Source organism: Agromyces sp. NPDC058136, from assembly GCF_042884375.1.
In the GTDB taxonomy this organism is placed as follows: Bacteria; Actinomycetota; Actinomycetes; order Actinomycetales; family Microbacteriaceae; genus Agromyces.
Genome location: NZ_JBHVUA010000001.1, coordinates 564,000 through 581,267, shown reverse-complemented (window position 1 = coordinate 581,267; position 17,268 = coordinate 564,000). Strand labels below are relative to the sequence as shown.

Below are 17,268 nucleotides of genomic sequence, written 5' to 3'. Positions count from 1 at the left end.
CGTCAGTCGGTGGTGCGCTGCTCCTCGCGGAGGCGCGGCTCGACGCGCTGCTCGGGTCGAACGCCCGCCTTGTCGGCGTAGAACGCCCTGATCACATCCATATCGGCGGCGACATCGCCCGTGAGCTCGATGGTCGGGCCGAGGCCCGTCGTCATCGTCGTGCGGTCGACGTAGCCGAGCGTGACCGGCATGCCGGTCTCGCGGGCGATGCGGTAGAAGCCCGACTTCCAGTACTCGTGCGCGCCGCGCGTGCCGTCGGGGGTGACGACGAGTCCGAAGACCTCGCCGGCGCGGATCCGCTCGACGACCTCGCCGACGACGCGGCTCGGGTCGGAGCGGTCGACCGCGATGCCGCCGAGACCGCGCATGATCGGGCCGCGCCAACCCGTGAACAGGCTCTTCTTGCCGAGCCAGCGCACATCGATGCCCTTCCGCCACGCGATGGCGAGCATGAGCACGAAGTCCCAGTTGGAGGTGTGCGGGGCGCCGACGAGCACCGTGGGGCGGGTGGGGGCCGGCTCGCCCGCGAGGGTCCACCGGCTGAGAGCCCAGTAGACACTGGAGACGAGACGACGCAGCATCCGGCAACCGTATGCGATCGCATATGTCTGTGTCGGTATGCGTAGCGGCGCTCGCGAGCGGCGCCTTGCATGCAGCAGGATGTCTCGGATGAGCAACCCTGTCACCGTGCACCTGCGCTACGAGATCGACCCCGACAAGCTCGCCGAGTTCCGCGAGTACGGCGAACGCTGGATCCGGCTCGTCAACCGTCTCGGGGGCACGCACCACGGCTACTTCCTGCCGAGCGAGGGCGACAGCGACGAGGCGTTCGCCCTGTTCACGTTCCCGTCGCTCGCGGACTACGAGCAGTACCGTCTCGCGTCGGCCGACGACGCCGAGTGCATCGAGGCGTACAGCTTCGCCGTCGAGACGAAGTGCATCCGCCGGTACGAGCGCCGCTTCCTCGCGCCCGTGTTCGCATGACCGTCGACACGACGGCCGACCGAGCGCGCCTGCTGCAGGCGTACGACGACCAGTTGCGCACGGATGCCGAGACTCCGAGCGCGATCGCGGTCGAACGTCTCGGGCCGCTTCGGCTCGTGACCTTCGCGGGCGGCCGCGGGTTCGTCACGTATCGCGACCTCGGAGGGGCGGATGCCGGCGCCATCGCCGAGCTCGTCGCCGGTGCGGTGGCCCATTACGCGAGCTCACCCGAGATCACCCGGTTCGAGTGGAAGACCCGCGGCCACGACCGGGCGCCCGGCCTGCACGACGCGCTGTCGGCGAACGGGCTCGAGGCCGACGAGCCCGAGTCGATCATGCTCGGCGAGGCGTCCGCCCTGATCGCCGACGTCCCCCTGCCCGCCGGAGTGACCGTGCGACGCGTCACCGACGAGCCCGACGTGCGCGCGATGAGCGCCATGCAGGACGAGGCATTCGGCGACCCCGTCTCGGAGCACATGGCCGACGCGCTCCTCCGCAGGCTCGCGCTCGACGACGGCATGGAGCTCTGGGTCGCCGAGACGGCCGACGGCGAGATCGTGAGCGCCGGACGCCTCGAGCCGGTCGCGGGCACCGACTTCGCCGGTATCTGGGGCGGTGCGACGCTCGAGCCCTGGCGTGGAAAGGGCATCTACCGTGCACTCACCGCGGCACGTGCGCGGTCGGCGCTCGAACGGGGCAAGACGCTGATCCACAGCGACTCGACGGAGTTCTCCCGTCCCATCCTCGAACGCTCCGGACTCGTCAAGGTCTCGACGACGACGCCGTACCTCTGGCGCAGGCCGGCACCGCCGCGATAATGGAGCCGTGCAGCAGCACATCGATCGTCCGACGATGGCCGACGGCACCGAACTCGCGGTCGCGACCATCGGTGCAGGCCGACCGATCGTGTACGTGGGCGGATGGCTCAGCCACCTCGCGCTGAGCTGGGAGCTGCCCGAGGAGCGGGCCTACCTCGAGAGCCTCGCCGAGGGCGGGCGACTCGTGCGGTACGACCGGGCAGGATGCGGACTCTCGGGCCCGGCGTCGCGGCCGCCGTCGATGGAATGCGAGCTCGAGCAGCTCGACGTCGTCGTCGGCTCGCTCGGCCCTGAGCCGTTCGACCTCGTGGGCGTGTCGATGGGGGCACCGGTGGCCGTCGCGTGGGCGGCCGCCCGTCCGAGCACCGTCCGACGCCTCGTGCTCTACGGGGGATGGGCGACCGGCGCCGAGGTCTCGTCGCCCGCGGTGCAGGCGCACGTGCTCGGACTCATCGACGCCCACTGGGGCCTCGCCTCCGACGTGCTCACCGACATCTTCGCCCCGGATGCACCCAGCGCCTCGCGCGAGCGGTTCGCCGCGTACCAGCGCGCGAGTTCCGACGCCGCCACGGCCAGGGCCCTGCTCGCGATGGGTTACCGGATCGACGTCGCCGACCTGCTGCCACGGGTCGCGGCTCCGACGCTCGTCATCCACCGTCGCCAGGACCGTGCAGCGCCCCTCGCCCAGGGCGAGGCGCTCGCCCGCGGCATCCCTGACTCCCGGCTCGTCGTGCTGGAGGGGCGGTCGCACCTGCCCTACGAGGGAGACTCGGCGAGCGTCGTCGCGCAGGTCCGACGGTTCCTGGGCCTGCGCGCATCGCGCCGGGCCGCCCGGGTGCTCACCCCGCGGCAGGTCGAGGTCGCCGCACTCGTCAGCGAGGGACTGACGAACCGGCAGGTCGCGGCACGACTCGGCATCGACGAGCGATCTGCCGAGGGGCACGTCGAACGCATCCTGCTCCGGCTCGGATTCCGCTCGCGGGCCCAGATCGCGGCGTGGTTCTCGACGCGGGCGAAGGGATGAACAGGGGTGGTTCCACGCCTGCGTCCACGGGCCGGTCCGACGAGTCTGGGGCCATGACCGACACCGACACCCACACCCACACCCACACCGAGGGCGAGGCTCCGCCCGACGGCGAGTTCGAGCAACACCCCGTTCGCGGGCGGTTCAACGCCGCGTTCTTCCGAGTGATGGACCCGACCCTCGAGCGCAGCCTCGGCTCGCACAAGCGCGCGGCGTACGCCGACCTTCCGCACGAGGTCGTCGAACTCGGCTCGGGCGCGGGCGCCAACCTCCGTTACCTGCCCGCCGGCGGCACCCTCGTCGCGATCGAGCCGAACCACGCCATGCACGCGCCGCTGCGCCGTGCCGCACTCCGCCACGGCGTGCAGCTCGATCTCCGCGACCGCACCGCCGAGCACACCGGCCTGCCCGACGCGAGCGTCGACACCGTGATCTCGTCGCTCGTGCTTTGCACCGTCGCCGACCCGGCCGTCGTGCTCGCCGAGATCCGCCGGATCCTCCGGCCCGGCGGCGGCTATCGCTTCGTCGAGCACGTCGCGGCCGAGGAGGGCACGCCGACGCGCGCGGCGCAGCGCTTGCTCCGTCGTCCATGGGCCTGGACGTTCGAGGGCTGCTCGTGCGAGCGCGACCTCGAGCGCTCGCTCCGCGACGCGGGGTTCGCCGACCTCCAGGTCGAGCGCTACCGCGTGCACACGCCGTTCCTGCCCTTCAACACCCACATCGCCGGCGTCGCCCGCGCGTAGGCGGGACCGTCCTCCCAGCCCGCGCTGGCTAGGGTTGTCCGGTGACTGCAACACTCGTGGCCCAGGGCCTCGCCGGCGGATACGCCCATCGCACGCTGTTCGACGAGCTCGACCTCACGGTCGCACCGGGCGACGTGGTCGGCGTCGTCGGCGCGAACGGGGCGGGCAAGTCGACGCTCCTCGGCATCCTCGGCGGGGCGGTCACACCGCTCGCCGGCACCGTCTCCCTTGCGCCGTCGGACGCCTTCGTCGGCTGGCTGCCGCAGGAGCACGAGCGCGTCGAGGGCGAGACGATCGCGCAGTACGTCGCTCGGCGCACCGGCTGCGCCGAGGCATCCGCCCGTCTGGATGCCGCGGCCGAACTGCTCGCGCTCGCCGAACCGCCCGCCGGGGTGGACCCGGGCGAGGAGTACTCGGTCGCCCTCGAACGCTGGCTCGCCTCGGGCGCGGCCGATCTCGACGAGCGGCTGCCCGCCGTGCTCGCCGAACTCGGGCTCGCGGTCGGCGACGGCGAGGGCGACGCGCATGCCGTCACCCCCGACTCCCTCATGACCGGCCTCTCGGGCGGGCAGGCCGCCCGGGTGGGGCTCGCCGCCCTCATCTCCTCGCGGTTCGACATCGTGCTGCTCGACGAGCCCACGAACGACCTCGACCTCGACGGGCTCGCCCGGCTCGAGTCCTTCGTGGCAGGCCTCCGGGGCGGCGTCGTGCTCGTGAGCCACGACCGCGAGTTCCTCGCCCGCACCGTGACGAAGGTGCTCGAGCTCGACCTCGCCCAGCACTCGAACCGGATCTACGGCGGCGGTTACGACGCCTATCTCGAGGAGCGCGCGACGGTGCGCCGCCACGCCCGCGAGGACTACGAGGAGTTCGCCGCCAAGAAGGCCGACCTCGTCTCGCGTGCCCGCGTGCAGCGCGAATGGTCGAGCCAGGGCGTGCGCAACGCCATGAAGAAGTCGCCCGACAACGACAAGATCCGCCGCAAGGCCGCGACCGAGTCGAGCGAGAAGCAGGCGCAGAAGGTGCGCCAGATGGAGAGCCGCATCGCCCGCCTCGAGGAGGTCGAGGAGCCGCGCAAGGAGTGGAAGCTCGAGTTCACCATCGGGCAGGCGCCCCGCTCGTCGGCGGTCGTCGCGACCCTCGACGCCGCCACGGTCACCCGCGGCGACTTCACGCTCGGGCCGGTCACCCTGCAGGTGCAGGCGGGCGACCGGATCGGCATCACCGGGCCGAACGGCGCCGGCAAGTCGACGCTCCTCGGGCTCCTCCTCGGTCGCATCGCCCCCGACGGCGGGCGGGCGAGCCTCGGCTCCTCGGTCGCGATCGGCGAGATCGACCAGGCGCGTTCGCAGCTGGCCGGGCGCGCGCCCCTCGCCGACGCGTTCGAGCTGCTCGTGCCCGAGCTCAGCTCGGGCGAGGTGCGCACCCTGCTCGCGAAGTTCGGCCTCAAGGCCGACCACGTGCTGCGCCCGGTCGACGAGCTCTCGCCGGGTGAGCGCACGCGTGCGGGAATGGCGCTGCTGCAGGCGCGCGGCGTCAACGTGCTCGTGCTCGACGAACCGACGAACCACCTCGACCTGCCCGCGATCGAGCAGCTCGAGCAGGCGCTCGAGGGCTACGAGGGCACGCTGCTCCTCGTCACCCACGACCGCCGCATGCTCGAGCACGTGCAGCTCGATCGGCGCTGGCACGTCGAGGGCGGACGGGTGGCGGAGGCATGAGCGGGGCACTCGGGCTCCGGGAGGAGTTCCTCGCCCTCGGTGACGCGCACTACGTGCGGCTCACGACGTTCCGTCGCAGCGGCGACGCGGTGCACACCCCGGTCTGGATCGTGCGGGACGGCGAACGCCTGCTCGTGACCACGGTCGCCGGTTCGGGCAAGGTCAAGCGGCTCGCGCACACCGAGCGGGTCGCGCTCGTAGCCTCGGATGTGCGTGGGGCGTTCGCCGAGGACGCGTCGCACCTCGACGCGATCGCCCGCGTCGACGACGCCGAGGAGGTGCGCACCGTGCTGGACGCCGCGCTGACCGCCAAGTACGGCGACCGTTACCGCGAGATCCGCTCCGCCCGCGAGGCGCGCGACCCGGGTTCGCGCTCGACGGCGCTCGTGATCTCTTTCGCGGGCTGACGCCGTCGGCGGGGTGTGCGAACATGTGCGCATGCCCGAGTCTCCCGAAGTGCAGGCACTGGCCGACGAACTCGACACCCGGCTCCGCGGTCGGGCGCTGACGGGCGTCGACGTCGTCGAGTTCCGTGTCGAGAAGACGCGGGCGAGACCGCCCGAGTCACTCGTCGGCGAGGCCGTCACGGGCGTCGCCCGCCACGGCAAACTGCTCGACCTCGCGTTCGGCGCAGCCGGGCACCTGGTCGTCTCGCTCGGTCGCCACGGCTGGGCGCGGTGGGTCGCGGGCGGGCCGGATGCCGCGGGCGCACCGCCGCCCGAGTCATCCGCGCCGCCCGTGCCGGGCGACGATCAGGCCCCGCCGCCCGCCGTGCTCGCGACGCTCGATTTCGACGGGCTCGCCCTCGAACTCACCGATGCGGGCGACTGGGTGTCGCTCGGCGTGTGGGTCGTCGACGAACCGCGCGAGGTGCCTGCGGTGGCGAAGCTCGGGCCCGATCCGGCCGACCCGACGTTCACCAGGGCCGACTTCGATGCGGCGGTCGTCGGGCGCCGCAAGCAGCTGAAGGCGATCCTGCAGGAGCAGGAGTCGCTCGCGGGCATCGGCAACGCCTACTCCGACGAGATCCTGCACACGGCGAAGCTCTCGCCCGTCGTGCACGCCTCGACGCTCGATGCGGCGGAGCTCGACCGGTTCTTCACCGCGACGACGGGGGTCGTCCGCGACGCGGTCGCCGCACGGCGCGGGGTGCCGATCGACCGGCTCAAGGCCGAGAAGGTCGCGGCGATGCGCGTGCACGGCCGCGCGGGCGAGACCTGCCCCGTGTGCGGCGGCACCGTGCGCGAGTTCTCGTTCGCGAGCACGACCGCCGAGTACTGCCCGACGTGTCAGACGGCCGGCGAGGTGCTGCCGCTGAAGGAGCGCGCCTGACCGGTCTGCGTGCTCGCATTCGAGTCGGCCGGGCGCAGGTCGAGGCACACGACGTCGTCGATCCACGCCTCGTAGTAGTCGTCGCCGCCGAACACGAGGAGCGTGCGCTCGCCCGCGGTGAGCTCGTATTCGTGTTCTTCGGTGTCCACCAGCTCACCGTCCTCGTCCATGAAGCTCAAGCTCACCCAGCCGCGAGTGCAGCTCTCTTCGGGGAGGAGCGCCATCTGCCAGCAGCCGTACTCGAACTCGCTCGGGCACTCGGCCGCGTATCGGTCGTCGTAGTAGACCTCGAGCGCGGCGGGGAAGTTGAAGCCCATCTCCTCGGCGGTGTAGGTCTGGGAGTCCGGCAGCTCCTCCGAGGCGAACTCCTCGCCCTCGGCGGCGAGCCGCTCGCCGAGGGCGACCACCCCGAAGCCGATGCCGACGACGAGACCGATGAGCAGCACGCAGGCTCCGGCGATGCCGGCGATCCACGCGCCGCGGTGGCTGCGGTTCGGCACCGGTGCGGCCTGCGGCATCGCGACGGGGCCGGCCGTCGGGGCGCCGGGGGCGGCGGAGCCCGCGGGCGAGCCGGTGCCGGCGGCCACCGCGGTCGCCCACCCCGAGGGCGGCGTCCAGACGGTCGTCGCCGAGCCCGCTGAAGTCGCCGACACCTCGTTCGCCGGAGCCTCCGCCGTCGCGCCGGCGGACTCGGCGAGCAGCACCGCCCGGGCGGCGTCGAGCTGATGCACCCAGTTCACTGCGGCCGCGCGTTCGGCGCGGTCGACGTAGCGCGAGGGATGGTGCGCCCAGACGGCGGCATGGTGGGCGGCGTCGACCTGCGCGGCGGTCAGCTTCGCAGCGGGATCGAGGCGCAGGGCGGCGCGGGCGGTGATCGGGTCCACGTCGCGATCATAGGGCCGCGCGGGGACGTTCGGGAGGTCGGGCGCCGCGCCGTCAGGCGGCCGCGAGCGGCACGCCGCCGACGCGCACACGGCTGATCGCCTCGGGTGCCGCGGTGAACCGGCCGGCGTGGCCCTCGGGCGTGAGGTACTGCACGCGGATGCCACGGCCCACCCGGGTGAGCTTCGTCACCTCGTAGGTGCGGTCGCTTGCGCTCACGAGCGTGTCACCGACCCGCAGCTCGCGGGTCTGTCGCAGTTCGACGACCTCCATGCTGAGAGTGTCTCAGCACCCACCGACATCCGCTCGGCGCGGCCGCAGCGGATCCGCCGAACCGCCCGAGCACGGTCGCCCGCGGCGCTCCGATGGCTGAACCCCGAATCTGTGACTGAACTCAGTCCGGGCCGACTTCAGTCGCAGAACCGGGGTTCAGTCTGGGTCGTTAGCCGAGCTTCGCGGCGAGCGACGCCTCGTCGGGCACGAACCACACCTGCGTGCCGCGGTTCGACTCCCACACGAAGTCGCGCAGCGAGCGGCTCGCCTCGACGTGCTCGGCGATGTCGCCGACGATCGCGAGCCGCAGTCGGTAGTTGACGAGCTTCTGCGTGATCCCGCCCGCCACGCCGCTCGCGAGGTCGAAGAACGCGGGGTCGAGCCGTTCGACGGGCACCGCGACGACCGTCGCGGCGTGCGCCCACGCGTCGCCGACGAGGTCGGCCGCATCGTCGGGAGTGGAGACGGCGGGCCCCTCGCCCGCCAGGATCAGCACCCGGGTTCCGTTCCGCTCGTCGATACGCATGGCACGACCCTAACCCGGCGGCCCCGCCGTTGCATCCAAGTTGCGGAAAACCGCGATGATCGGCCGTTCGCTGCGGGCGGCATGGGCGCGCGCCGCGCGCGCGAGGCATCCCGACCGCGACCTTGTCAACCCGTTGAGGGGCGCGGAACGCCCTGCCTACCGTTGAGGCATGACGCGATGCGACCGCATCGCGCTGAGCGACATCGACCCACGAGGAGGACCCGATGGGAACCGAAGACCTGGGAAACGCCGCCGAACGGATGACCGGCAAGGTGAAGGAAGGCGTCGGAAAGCTCACCGACAACGAGAAGCTCGAAGCCGAGGGCAAGGCCGATCAGATGAAGGCCGACGTCAAGCAAGCCGCCGAGAAGGTCAAGGACGCCGTCGACGACGCACGCTGATCGCGTGATCGTCGTGCGAACGAGGAAGGAGACCCCATGAGCATCGGCTTCGGAATCCTGCTCATCGCGATCGGGGCCGTACTCGCGTACGCCCTGAACATCACGGTCGAGTGGATCGATCTCGGCCTCGTCGGAATCATCCTGATGGTGGCTGGGGCGATCGTCACGGTGCTCGGCATCGTGTTCGCCGTGCGCCGCCGGCGCAGCGTCATGGAGACCCGCTCGGTCGCCGACCCCGTCGCGGGCGAGCGCGTTACCCGCACCGAAGGGAGCGTCGCACCTCCCGAGGTGTGATGGGGGAACAGGGGAGACGGGCGGATGTCACGGGGAGTCCCCGTGGCATCCGTCTCGTCGTGGCGCTCGCGAAGAAATCGGACGCGCGTGCAAGACTCGCCCCATCGGCGACACAGGCAGGGTGTGACGATCGCGAGAGCCAGTGCCGCCGCCGACGACGAGGCGAGCGAGGAGGTGGCGATGGGCGCGCCGTCCGACGAGCCCGCCGCAGACGAGCCCGCCACCGCCGGCGAGCACGACGAGCACGTGTGGTTCACGGCGATCGTGCACGAGCACTCGAGGGCGCTCGTGCGCTACTTCGCCCGACGCGGCCCCCGGCAGGACGCCGAGGACCTCGCGGCCGAGGTGTTCACGACCGCGTGGCGCCGCCGCGACGACGTGCCCCGCGAGGCCGTGCTGCCATGGCTCTACCGCACGGCCGGGTTCACGCTCGCGAACCATCGTCGCAAGCACGTCGACCTCCCGGTGGAGGAGGTGCCCGAAGACGGCCGCACCGCCCGCGTCGCCGCGGACCCCGAGCTCAGCGCGCTCTTCGACGCCGAACTGCGCGGGGCGCTCGAGAGCGTCGGCGAGCGCGACCGTCGAATCCTGCTGCTGCACGCGTGGGAGGGGCTCGACGGCGAAGAGCTCGCAGCCGTGCTCGGCATCTCCCGCTCGGGCGCCGACGCCGCCCTCTCGCGCGCCCGTAAGCGGCTGCGCGAGGCGTGGGGCGAGCGACTCACCTTCTGATCGGTCGGTCGGTGCAAGGTTCCGGATGCTCCGCACACATCCATCTCAGAGGCACGCGTCATCCGCAGCGTGCAGCTGACACCGCATCACGGAGGCGATCGAGATGAACCGCGAACACGACGACGTCGAGCCGCACGAGCGTGCCGACGGGCGCGAGACCGACCCCGTCGAGCTGCTGCGCGCCGCCGACCCCGCCGACGGCGTCGAACCGCGCGCCGGGTTCGCCGACGAGGTGGTGGCGCGGGCGACGGGCGAGGTCCAGCCCGTGGCATCCGAGAGCTCGACCGCATCGCCCGTCGCCGCAGAGACCGCGGCCCCGGTCGCCGACCTCGGCGCCGAGCGCGCCCGCCGACGGCCGCGCTGGCTGCCGATCGCGGCGGCCGCCGCATCGGTCGCGATCGTCGGCGCCGTCGGGTTCTGGGCCGGGAGCTCGACGAGCGCCTCGAACCTCGCCTCGAGCGCGGCGCCGCCGATCTCGCTGCAGGGGGTCAACGGGGCGAACGGTGCCGCGAACGGCGCCGCGATCGACGCCTCGGCCGGCGCGCCCGAGATGGCGACCGGGTTCGACCAGAAGATGATGGGCGGCGCGATGGACTCGATGATCGCCCCGTACGGCTGGGGGCGCAACGTCTTCAGCGCATCGGGGCTCTCGAGCCAGGCGGGCACCGCCGGCGGCTACGCCTACGACTCGAGCGCATCGGGCACCGAGGCGCGGATCGCCGCGCTCGCCGCGGAGCTCGGCGTCGAGGGCGAGCCCGTGCTGCGCGACGGCAACTGGGTCGTCGGCCCGCAGGACGGCACTGCGCCGTCGCTCTCGGTGAGCCTCGACGGCACGCTCGGATTCTGGTTCAACGACCCGGCCGCGAACCCGTGGAACTGCGAGGTGGTGCCCTTCGTCGGCGAGGCGACCACCGAGGGCACCGAGCCCGTCGCACCCGTCGACCCGATCGAACCGTGCGAGCCGAGCGGCACGGCGCCGGGCGAGGCGGCCGCGGTCGACGCCCTGCGTTCGCTCATCGCCGCCACCGGTGCCGACCCCGCCGCGTTCGAGTTCTCCTCCGAGACCTGGGAGGGCTCGCCGACCCGCTACGCGCAGGCGTGGCCGGTCATCGACGGGCAGCGCCTCGACCGGGGCTGGTCGCTCGAGCTCGCCGAGGGCGGCGTCGTCAGCGCATCCGGGCAGCTCGCCGAGATCATCGGGATCGGCGACTACCCGATCGTGAGCGAGCAGGAGGGCTTCGAACGGCTCTCCGACCCGCGGTTCGGCGCGCAGATGACGGCGATGCCGTTCGCGGCGCGCGAGGGCGGCGACGCCGTCGTCGAGGAGTGGGTGCCGCCGACCGCGCCGCCCGCGACCCCCGGCAACGGCGCGAAGGTGTCCTGGCCGGTCAACGAGGTCGAGATCGTCGAGGCGCGGCTCGGGCTCACGACGCAGTGGCAGCCCGACGGCAGCGTGCTCGTCGTGCCGGCCTACGAGTTCACCGACGCCGAGGGCGGCACCTGGTCGGTCATCGCCGTCGCCGACTCCGCCCTCGACTTCGCGGCCGAGTAAGCGAGGAGGGCGGCACGCGCCGGGTGCGGGGGCACCCGGCGCGTGCGCTTGTCGGCCGTCGGTGACAGGATGCCACTGTGCCCGAGCTTCCCGAAGTGCAGGCGCTCGCCGCATTCCTCGACGAGCGGCTGACGGGCCGCGCCTTCGCCTCGCTCAGGGTCGCCGCGATCTCGGCGCTCAAGACCTTCGACCCGCCGCTCGCCTCGCTCGAGGGCGAGCGCATCGAGGCGGTGCGGCGCCACGGCAAGTTCGTCGACCTCGACACGGGCGGGCTGCACCTCGTGTTCCACCTCGCCCGCGCGGGGTGGCTGCGCTGGTACGACGCGGTGCCGACCACCCCGGTGAAGCCCGGCCGTTCGCCGCTCGCGCTGCGGGTGCGCTTCGACGACGACTCGGGCTTCGACCTCACCGAGGCCGGCACGAAGAAGTCGCTCGCCGTGTACGTCGTCCGCAGCGTCGACGAGGTGCCCGGCATCGCCCGCCTCGGGCCCGACCCGACCGCCGACGACTTCACCCTCGACGACTTCGCCCGCATCCTCGAGGGGCGCCGCACGCAGATCAAGGGGGTGCTGCGCGACCAGTCGGTGTTCGCGGGCATCGGCAACGCCTACTCCGACGAGATCCTGCACGCGGCGAAGCTCTCGCCGTACCTCCTGGCCGCGAAGCTCGACCCCGCACAGCTCGAGGGGCTGTACCGCGCGATGCGCGACACCCTCGCCGAGGCGGTCGCCGTGGCATCCGGCCGCCCGCCCGCCGAGCTGAAGGACGCCAAGCGGCGCGCGATGCGCGTGCACGGGCGCAACGGCGAGACGTGCGAGGTGTGCGGCGACACGATCCGGCAGGTGGTGTTCGCCGATTCGACGTTCCAGTACTGCCCGGGCTGCCAGACGGGCGGCAAGCCGCTCGCCGACCGGCTGCGCTCGCGACTCGTGAAGTGACGACGACCTGACGGCGACCTGACGCCGACGTGACGGCGACGGCATGTGACGGCGCCCGCGGTGGCGCGCGTTCTGACAGGCTGGGGCGATGACGACTCCCGAGGTGACGTGGCCCCGCCCTGCCGGCCCGCTCGAACTCCGGCTGCCGACGCGCGAACTGCTCGACGAGGTGCTGGTCTGGCGCAACCGGCCCGAGGTGACGAGATGGCTCCTCCGCACCGTCGTCGAGCCCGAGGCGTTCACGAACACGTGGCTCGGCGGCATCGACGACCCGCGCGACCACTCCGCGATCGCGGTGCTCGGCGACGAGGTCGTCGGCACCGGCTCGCTGTGGGTGACCGACGCGATGGGGCAGACCCACGGCGACCCCGCGAACTACACCGGGGTCGAGGCGGGCATCGGCTACGGCATCGCTCCGGCGCACGCCGGCCGAGGCTACGCGACCGTCATCGCCCGCGCCCTCCTCGACCTCGCCTTCGGCGAGCTCGGCGTGCACCGGGTCACCGCGGGCTGCTACGCCGACAACACCGCCTCGTGGAAGGTGATGGAGAAGCTCGGCATGCGGCGCGAGCAGCACGGGGTGCGCGACTCGTGGCACGCCGAACTCGGCTGGATCGACGGGTACACCTACGCGATCCTCGCCGAGGAGTGGGCGGAACTCGGCGGGCGGGTCGCTCCGGCTCACGCAGCGGCATCGTGATCGCGGCGAGCGCCGGACCGATCGACACCGAGCGGCTCCGACTCGAACCGCTCGTCGAGCGTGATCTCGCCGAAGTGCACGCCATCTACGCCGACCCCGACACGTGGCGGCATCTGCCGAGCGGGCGCCACCTCGACGCGGCGACGACGGCCGCCATGCTCGAACGGTCGGCGCGGAGCTGGCGCGCGGCGGGCGTCGGGACCTGGGTCGTGCGTCGCAACGACGCCGAGGCGCGGCGCCTCGGCGCGTCCGCCGCCACGGTGCTCGGTACCGCCGCCGCCACCGCGATCGACGGCGGCATGCTGAACCTCGGCTACCGCTTCGCGCCCGCGGCCTGGGGCTCGGGGTACGCGAGCGAGGCCGCCGCAGCCGTGCTCGCCGCGGCGGGTGAGGCGGCGCCGGCTCGCACGCTCACCGCGCGGGTGCTCGTCGGCAACCCCGCCTCGATCCGTGTGCTCGAGCGGCTCGGACTCGAGCTGCGGTGGAGCGGGGGCGGCACCGGTGGGGGAAGCACCGGCGCCGCCGCACTCGAACGGCGCATCTACGCCGACCGCGCGCTCGACGACGAGCAGTTGCGCGCGCTCATCGCGCTCGGCTGAGCGACGGTCCCGAGCACCCCGTCGACGAGCCGTTCGAGCGTCGCGAGCCCGTCGATCGAGAGCACCGACTCGAGGTGCCCCTGCACCGAGGCGACGCCCGGCCCGCGCAGGGCGTGCACCGCGCCGGTGCGTTGCTCCGCGGCGATCTCGAAGCCGTGGCGCGGCGTCGCGGTGAGGCCCGCGTCGAACGCCGAGAAGGTGTTGTAGTAGCCGATCGTCGCGTCCTCGCCGAACACGTCGACCCGGCGCTGCACGCCCTGACGCGGCGTCGCGAGCGGCGCGACCGCGAGCCCCGCGAGACGGGCGAGCACCTGATGGCTGAGGCACACCGCGAGGAGCGGGGCGCCCTGCTCGAGCCGCGCGGCGATGAGCTCGTGCAGGCGTGCCATGCGCGGGTCGGTGCGGTCGCGCGGGTCGCCGGGGCCGGGGCCGAAGACGACGAGCTCCGCCTCGGTGACCGTCGGGGCCGCGGGCCACGGCACGATGCGCGCGTCGAGCCCGAGGTGGCGCAGCTGGTGGGCCAGCATCGTCGTGAAGTCGTCGCCCGCGTCGACCACGAGGGCCCGCGCCCCGCGCGGCGCGGCGGCCGGCTGCGGGGTGCTCCAGAAGGCGGCGAGCTGCGCGTTGCGGGCGGTGAGCAGCGGGTGCGTCGCGGATGCCCCTGAGCCGTCGCCTGCCGTCTCGCCATCGTGCGGCGCCCGCCGCGAGGCATCCTGGCGGGGGAGCGCGCCGATCGCGGTGAGCACCCCGGCCGCCTTCGCGTGCGTCTCGGCCACCTCGCCGTCGGGGTCGGAGTGACGCACGAGCGTCGCACCGACTGGCACCCGCACCGTGCCTGCGGCGTCGAGGTAGGCGGTGCGGATGAGGATCGGCGCGTCGAGGTCGTAGCCCCGCGCGGTCGGCGTGAAGCGGGCGAGGACGCCCGCGTAGTAGCCGCGCGCGCTCGTCTCGTGGCGGGCGATCACCGCGCAGGCGTTGCCCATCGGCGAGCCCGTGACGGTCGGGGCGAACATCGTGAGCCGCAGCACCTCGCGCGGGTCGAGGGCGCTCCGCCCCTCGAGGAGGTACTCGGTGTGGGTGAGCCGCGACATGCGCTTGAGGAACGGCCCGCGGATGCGACCGCCGCCCGGGCAGACGGCAGCCATCATCTTGAGCTCCTCGTCGACGACCATGACGAGCTCCTCGCGCTCCTTCACGTCGCCGAGGAACGCCTCGAGCGCCGCGTCGTCGGGCGGTCCGTCGAGGTGGCGGAACGTGCCGCTGATCGGGTTCATCGACACGACCCCGCCGACCTGGCTGACGTGGCGTTCGGGCGTCGCTCCCACGGCCGAGAGGCCGGGGGTGTGCACCGCGAACGTCCAGTAGGCGCCGCGCTCGTGCTCGAGCAGGGCGCGCAACCATCCGAGCACCGCGCGGGCCGCGGGCGCCGTCGTCGACCCCGTGAACTCGCGGCGGATGACGAAGTTCGCACCCTCGCCGTGCCCGATCTCCTCGTCGATCACCCGGCGCACGGTCGCCGCGTAGTCGGCGTCGGCGATATCGACCGAGAGATCGTCGATGACGACCGGATGCTCCGGCAGGAGGCCGATCGCGGTGTCGACCGCGAGCTGCTCGCGCGCGCGGACCACGAGGCAGCGGAGCGGCGCCCCGTCGTCGAGGGCGTCGAAGCCGCGCTCGCGCACCTGGCGGAAGGGGACGAGCGCGAGCACCTCGGCGCCGTCGAGCGGGAGGTCGGCGAGATGCTCGACGTCGACGACCTCGCCGACGAGCACGTCGAGCACGGGCTCGCGCTCACGGCGGATCAGGGCGAAGGGCGGCGGCTCGCTCGCGGCGAGCAGCGTCTGAAGCAGCGGCATGTGTCATCTCCGGTCGGGCCCTCGGAGGGACACCCCGCACATGCGAGACGACCGCCCTCGGGCGGTCGTCGTACGTCGAAACGCGTGGCCGCCTAGGAGGCGGGCCACCAGTTGCGGTTCGACGCGGTCATGCGGAGGAGACTACGGCATGCCCGGCGCCGATGCCAATCGCCTCGGATGCCTCGCCTCGGAGCGATACGCTCGGGGCGATGCCCGATACCGATGCCCCCGTGCTCGTCGCCCGACTCCGCGCCGCGGGCTGCGTCTTCGCCGAGGAGGAGGCGGCGCTCCTCCTCGCCGCGACCGACGACCCCGAGCGCATCGACACGCTCGTCGCACGCCGGGTCGCGGGCGAACCGCTCGAGGCGCTGCTCGGCTGGGCCGAGTTCGCGGGGCTCCGGCTCGACGTCGAGCCGGGCGCGTTCGTGCCGCGGCACCGCACCGAGGTGCTCGCCGCCGAGGCCGCCCGCCGCGCGCGGCTCGCGACCGCCCGCCACGGCCGGCCCGCCGTGGTCGTCGACCTCTGCTGCGGGGTCGGGGCGATCGGTGCGGTCGTCCTCGACACCGCGGCCCCGGTCGACCTCGTCGCCGCCGACCTCGATCCCGCCGCCGTCCGGGCGGCCCGGCGCAACCTCGAACCCCGCGGCGCCCGCGTCTTCGAGGGCGATCTCTACGACGCGCTGCCGCAGGGCCTCGCCGGGCGCATCGACGTGCTCGCCGTCAACGCGCCCTACGTGCCGAGCGCCGAGATCGCGTTCATGCCGCCCGAGGCGCGCGACCACGAGGCACGCATCGCCCTCGACGGCGGCGCGGACGGGCTCGACGTGCATCGTCTCGTCGTGGCATCCGCGGCCCGCTGGCTCGCCCCCGGCGGCAGTCTCGTCATCGAGACGAGCGAGGCGCAGTCGGCGACGGCCGCCGCGCTCATGCGCGAGGGCGGGCTCGACGCGTCCGTCGTCGACGACGACGAGGACGCGACGCTCGTCATCGGCGTTCGCCCGGTGCCCGAGCCCGAGCCTCGGCGCGTGCCCGAGCCTCGCTGAGGAGCCGCGCGACCTCCTCGTCGGCGGTCTGGCGGAAGTCGAGGTAGTGCATGCCGACCGCCATGAATCCCGGCGGCGCATCGAGGCAGACGACGTCGTCGACCTCGGAGAGCGCCGCGATCTCGGCGAGGGTGTCGGGCGCAGCGACCGGCGTCGCGACGACGAGCCGTGCCGCGCCCCGTGCGTGGGCCACCCGGCAGGCGACCCGCATCGTCGCGCCCGTCGCGATGCCGTCGTCGACGATCACGGCCGTCCGGCCGTCGAGCGCGATCGGCGGGGCACCGCCGCGGAACCGTGCGACCCGCGCCTCGAGCTCGGCGCGCTCACGCTGTTCGACGGCGGCGAGCTCCGCCCGTGAGATGCGCCCCTGCGCGAGCACGTCGTCGTTCAGCACGCGCGCGCCCGCCTCCCCGATCGCACCCATCGCGAGCTCGGGCCGCCGGGGGAGTCCGAGCTTGCGCACGACGAGCACGTCGAGCGGTGCCCCGAGGGCGGCCGCCACGGGCGCCGCCACCGGGACCCCGCCGCGCGGCAGGCCGAGCACGACGGGCGGTGCGCCCGGGGCGTGCAGCTCGCGTCCGGCGAGCAGGCGATCGGCGAGTGCGATGCCCGCTTCATGACGATTCGTGAACGCGTTCATGACGGGTCGTCGGGATGTCCCGTGGTCCCGACTCCTCTCTCCTGAATAGCCCCGCAGCGGGGCCGCGTCAAGCGGTCTGCGGATGCGGAATCCCTGATGAGAAGTCGAGCGGAGTTCGCGTTCGTGAACTCGTCGCTTACACTGAGGCAAATCCTTCCCCCGTTCGGGGAACCCGAACAAGGATTCAGCGGGCCCCCGATCCCGCTTGCTTGG

Annotated in this window: 21 protein-coding genes; 15 read left to right on the top strand and 6 right to left on the bottom strand. The window is 73.2% G+C overall.

Annotated elements, in window-relative coordinates; translation table 11 throughout:
* Positions 1 to 2: 2 nt before the first annotated feature.
* Positions 3 to 581 carry a 1-acyl-sn-glycerol-3-phosphate acyltransferase gene (locus ACFVTX_RS02670; RefSeq protein ID WP_386897798.1) on the bottom strand — a complete coding sequence of 193 codons (579 nt, stop codon included), beginning with the start codon at positions 579 to 581 and terminating at the stop codon, positions 3 to 5.
* An 88-nt stretch (positions 582 to 669) separates the two neighbouring features.
* On the opposite strand from ACFVTX_RS02670, the gene ACFVTX_RS02665 reads away from it, so the two are divergent.
* From ACFVTX_RS02665 to ACFVTX_RS02635, 7 genes are read left to right on the top strand one after another with little or no spacing between them, the layout of a single operon-like run.
* The gene (locus ACFVTX_RS02665) at positions 670 to 984 is read left to right on the top strand and encodes an NIPSNAP family protein (protein WP_386897796.1); all 315 of its coding nucleotides are present in this window, start codon (positions 670 to 672) and stop codon (positions 982 to 984) included.
* Positions 981 to 1,802 carry a GNAT family N-acetyltransferase gene (locus ACFVTX_RS02660; protein ID WP_386897795.1) on the top strand — a complete coding sequence of 274 codons (822 nt, stop codon included), beginning with the start codon at positions 981 to 983 and terminating at the stop codon, positions 1,800 to 1,802. Before ACFVTX_RS02665 ends, ACFVTX_RS02660 begins: the two co-directional genes overlap by 4 nt.
* Positions 1,803 to 1,809: 7 nt before the next feature.
* Positions 1,810 to 2,826 carry an alpha/beta fold hydrolase gene (locus ACFVTX_RS02655; RefSeq protein ID WP_386897794.1) on the top strand — a complete coding sequence of 339 codons (1,017 nt, stop codon included), beginning with the start codon at positions 1,810 to 1,812 and terminating at the stop codon, positions 2,824 to 2,826.
* Between the two features lie 53 nt (positions 2,827 to 2,879).
* Positions 2,880 to 3,569, top strand: a complete 690-nt coding sequence (locus tag ACFVTX_RS02650; RefSeq protein ID WP_386897792.1) for a class I SAM-dependent methyltransferase — start codon at positions 2,880 to 2,882, stop codon at positions 3,567 to 3,569.
* A 41-nt stretch (positions 3,570 to 3,610) separates the two neighbouring features.
* On the top strand, positions 3,611 to 5,290 hold the full coding sequence (locus ACFVTX_RS02645; protein ID WP_386897790.1) for an ABC-F family ATP-binding cassette domain-containing protein: 1,680 nt from the start codon (positions 3,611 to 3,613) through the stop codon (positions 5,288 to 5,290).
* Positions 5,287 to 5,697, top strand: a complete 411-nt coding sequence (locus ACFVTX_RS02640) for a PPOX class F420-dependent oxidoreductase (RefSeq protein WP_386897788.1) — start codon at positions 5,287 to 5,289, stop codon at positions 5,695 to 5,697. Before ACFVTX_RS02645 ends, ACFVTX_RS02640 begins: the two co-directional genes overlap by 4 nt.
* 31 nt (positions 5,698 to 5,728) lie before the next feature.
* The gene (locus ACFVTX_RS02635) at positions 5,729 to 6,622 is read left to right on the top strand and encodes a DNA-formamidopyrimidine glycosylase family protein (protein ID WP_386897787.1); all 894 of its coding nucleotides are present in this window, start codon (positions 5,729 to 5,731) and stop codon (positions 6,620 to 6,622) included.
* Here the strand turns inward: ACFVTX_RS02635 and ACFVTX_RS02630 are convergent.
* The 3 genes from ACFVTX_RS02630 to ACFVTX_RS02620 all read right to left on the bottom strand — a co-directional run bounded on the left by ACFVTX_RS02630 (position 6,580) and on the right by ACFVTX_RS02620 (position 8,303).
* Positions 6,580 to 7,506 (bottom strand): hypothetical protein, encoded by a 927-nt coding sequence (locus ACFVTX_RS02630; RefSeq protein WP_386897785.1) that lies wholly within the window; start codon positions 7,504 to 7,506, stop codon positions 6,580 to 6,582. The two genes, ACFVTX_RS02635 and ACFVTX_RS02630, sit on opposite strands and share 43 nt — an antisense overlap.
* A 52-nt stretch (positions 7,507 to 7,558) precedes the next feature.
* Complete coding sequence (locus tag ACFVTX_RS02625; RefSeq protein WP_386897783.1) at positions 7,559 to 7,777, bottom strand: hypothetical protein; 219 nt, start codon at positions 7,775 to 7,777, stop codon at positions 7,559 to 7,561.
* A gap of 169 nt (positions 7,778 to 7,946) precedes the next feature.
* Positions 7,947 to 8,303 (bottom strand): DUF4180 domain-containing protein, encoded by a 357-nt coding sequence (locus ACFVTX_RS02620; protein WP_386897781.1) that lies wholly within the window; start codon positions 8,301 to 8,303, stop codon positions 7,947 to 7,949.
* A gap of 224 nt (positions 8,304 to 8,527) precedes the next feature.
* Here ACFVTX_RS02620 and ACFVTX_RS02615 point away from each other — a divergent pair, with 224 nt between their 5' ends.
* The 7 genes from ACFVTX_RS02615 to ACFVTX_RS02585 all read left to right on the top strand — a co-directional run bounded on the left by ACFVTX_RS02615 (position 8,528) and on the right by ACFVTX_RS02585 (position 13,516).
* Positions 8,528 to 8,704 carry a CsbD family protein gene (locus ACFVTX_RS02615; RefSeq protein ID WP_386897779.1) on the top strand — a complete coding sequence of 59 codons (177 nt, stop codon included), beginning with the start codon at positions 8,528 to 8,530 and terminating at the stop codon, positions 8,702 to 8,704.
* Positions 8,705 to 8,740: 36 nt separating this feature from the next.
* Positions 8,741 to 8,998 (top strand): DUF6458 family protein, encoded by a 258-nt coding sequence (locus ACFVTX_RS02610; RefSeq protein ID WP_386897778.1) that lies wholly within the window; start codon positions 8,741 to 8,743, stop codon positions 8,996 to 8,998.
* 123 nt (positions 8,999 to 9,121) lie between these two features.
* Positions 9,122 to 9,727 (top strand): RNA polymerase sigma factor, encoded by a 606-nt coding sequence (locus tag ACFVTX_RS02605; protein ID WP_386897776.1) that lies wholly within the window; start codon positions 9,122 to 9,124, stop codon positions 9,725 to 9,727.
* Positions 9,728 to 9,830: 103 nt separating this feature from the next.
* Positions 9,831 to 11,279, top strand: a complete 1,449-nt coding sequence (locus tag ACFVTX_RS02600; RefSeq protein WP_386897775.1) for a hypothetical protein — start codon at positions 9,831 to 9,833, stop codon at positions 11,277 to 11,279.
* Between the two features lie 77 nt (positions 11,280 to 11,356).
* The gene (locus ACFVTX_RS02595; RefSeq protein WP_386897773.1) at positions 11,357 to 12,217 is read left to right on the top strand and encodes an Fpg/Nei family DNA glycosylase; all 861 of its coding nucleotides are present in this window, start codon (positions 11,357 to 11,359) and stop codon (positions 12,215 to 12,217) included.
* 88 nt (positions 12,218 to 12,305) lie between these two features.
* Entirely contained in the window at positions 12,306 to 12,917 is a 612-nt protein-coding gene (locus tag ACFVTX_RS02590) for a GNAT family N-acetyltransferase (protein ID WP_386897771.1), read from the top strand.
* Complete coding sequence (locus tag ACFVTX_RS02585) at positions 12,914 to 13,516, top strand: GNAT family N-acetyltransferase (RefSeq protein WP_386897770.1); 603 nt, start codon at positions 12,914 to 12,916, stop codon at positions 13,514 to 13,516. The genes ACFVTX_RS02590 and ACFVTX_RS02585 overlap by 4 nt, the downstream gene beginning before the upstream one ends.
* Here ACFVTX_RS02585 and ACFVTX_RS02580 read toward each other — a convergent pair.
* Positions 13,459 to 15,372, bottom strand: a complete 1,914-nt coding sequence (locus ACFVTX_RS02580) for a chorismate-binding protein (RefSeq protein ID WP_386897768.1) — start codon at positions 15,370 to 15,372, stop codon at positions 13,459 to 13,461. The two genes, ACFVTX_RS02585 and ACFVTX_RS02580, sit on opposite strands and share 58 nt — an antisense overlap.
* Before the next feature lie 209 nt (positions 15,373 to 15,581).
* Here ACFVTX_RS02580 and ACFVTX_RS02575 point away from each other — a divergent pair, with 209 nt between their 5' ends.
* Positions 15,582 to 16,415, top strand: a complete 834-nt coding sequence (locus tag ACFVTX_RS02575; RefSeq protein ID WP_386897767.1) for a putative protein N(5)-glutamine methyltransferase — start codon at positions 15,582 to 15,584, stop codon at positions 16,413 to 16,415.
* Here ACFVTX_RS02575 and ACFVTX_RS02570 read toward each other — a convergent pair.
* The gene (locus ACFVTX_RS02570) at positions 16,357 to 17,055 is read right to left on the bottom strand and encodes a phosphoribosyltransferase (protein ID WP_386897766.1); all 699 of its coding nucleotides are present in this window, start codon (positions 17,053 to 17,055) and stop codon (positions 16,357 to 16,359) included. The two genes, ACFVTX_RS02575 and ACFVTX_RS02570, sit on opposite strands and share 59 nt — an antisense overlap.
* Positions 17,056 to 17,268 lie beyond the last annotated feature (213 nt).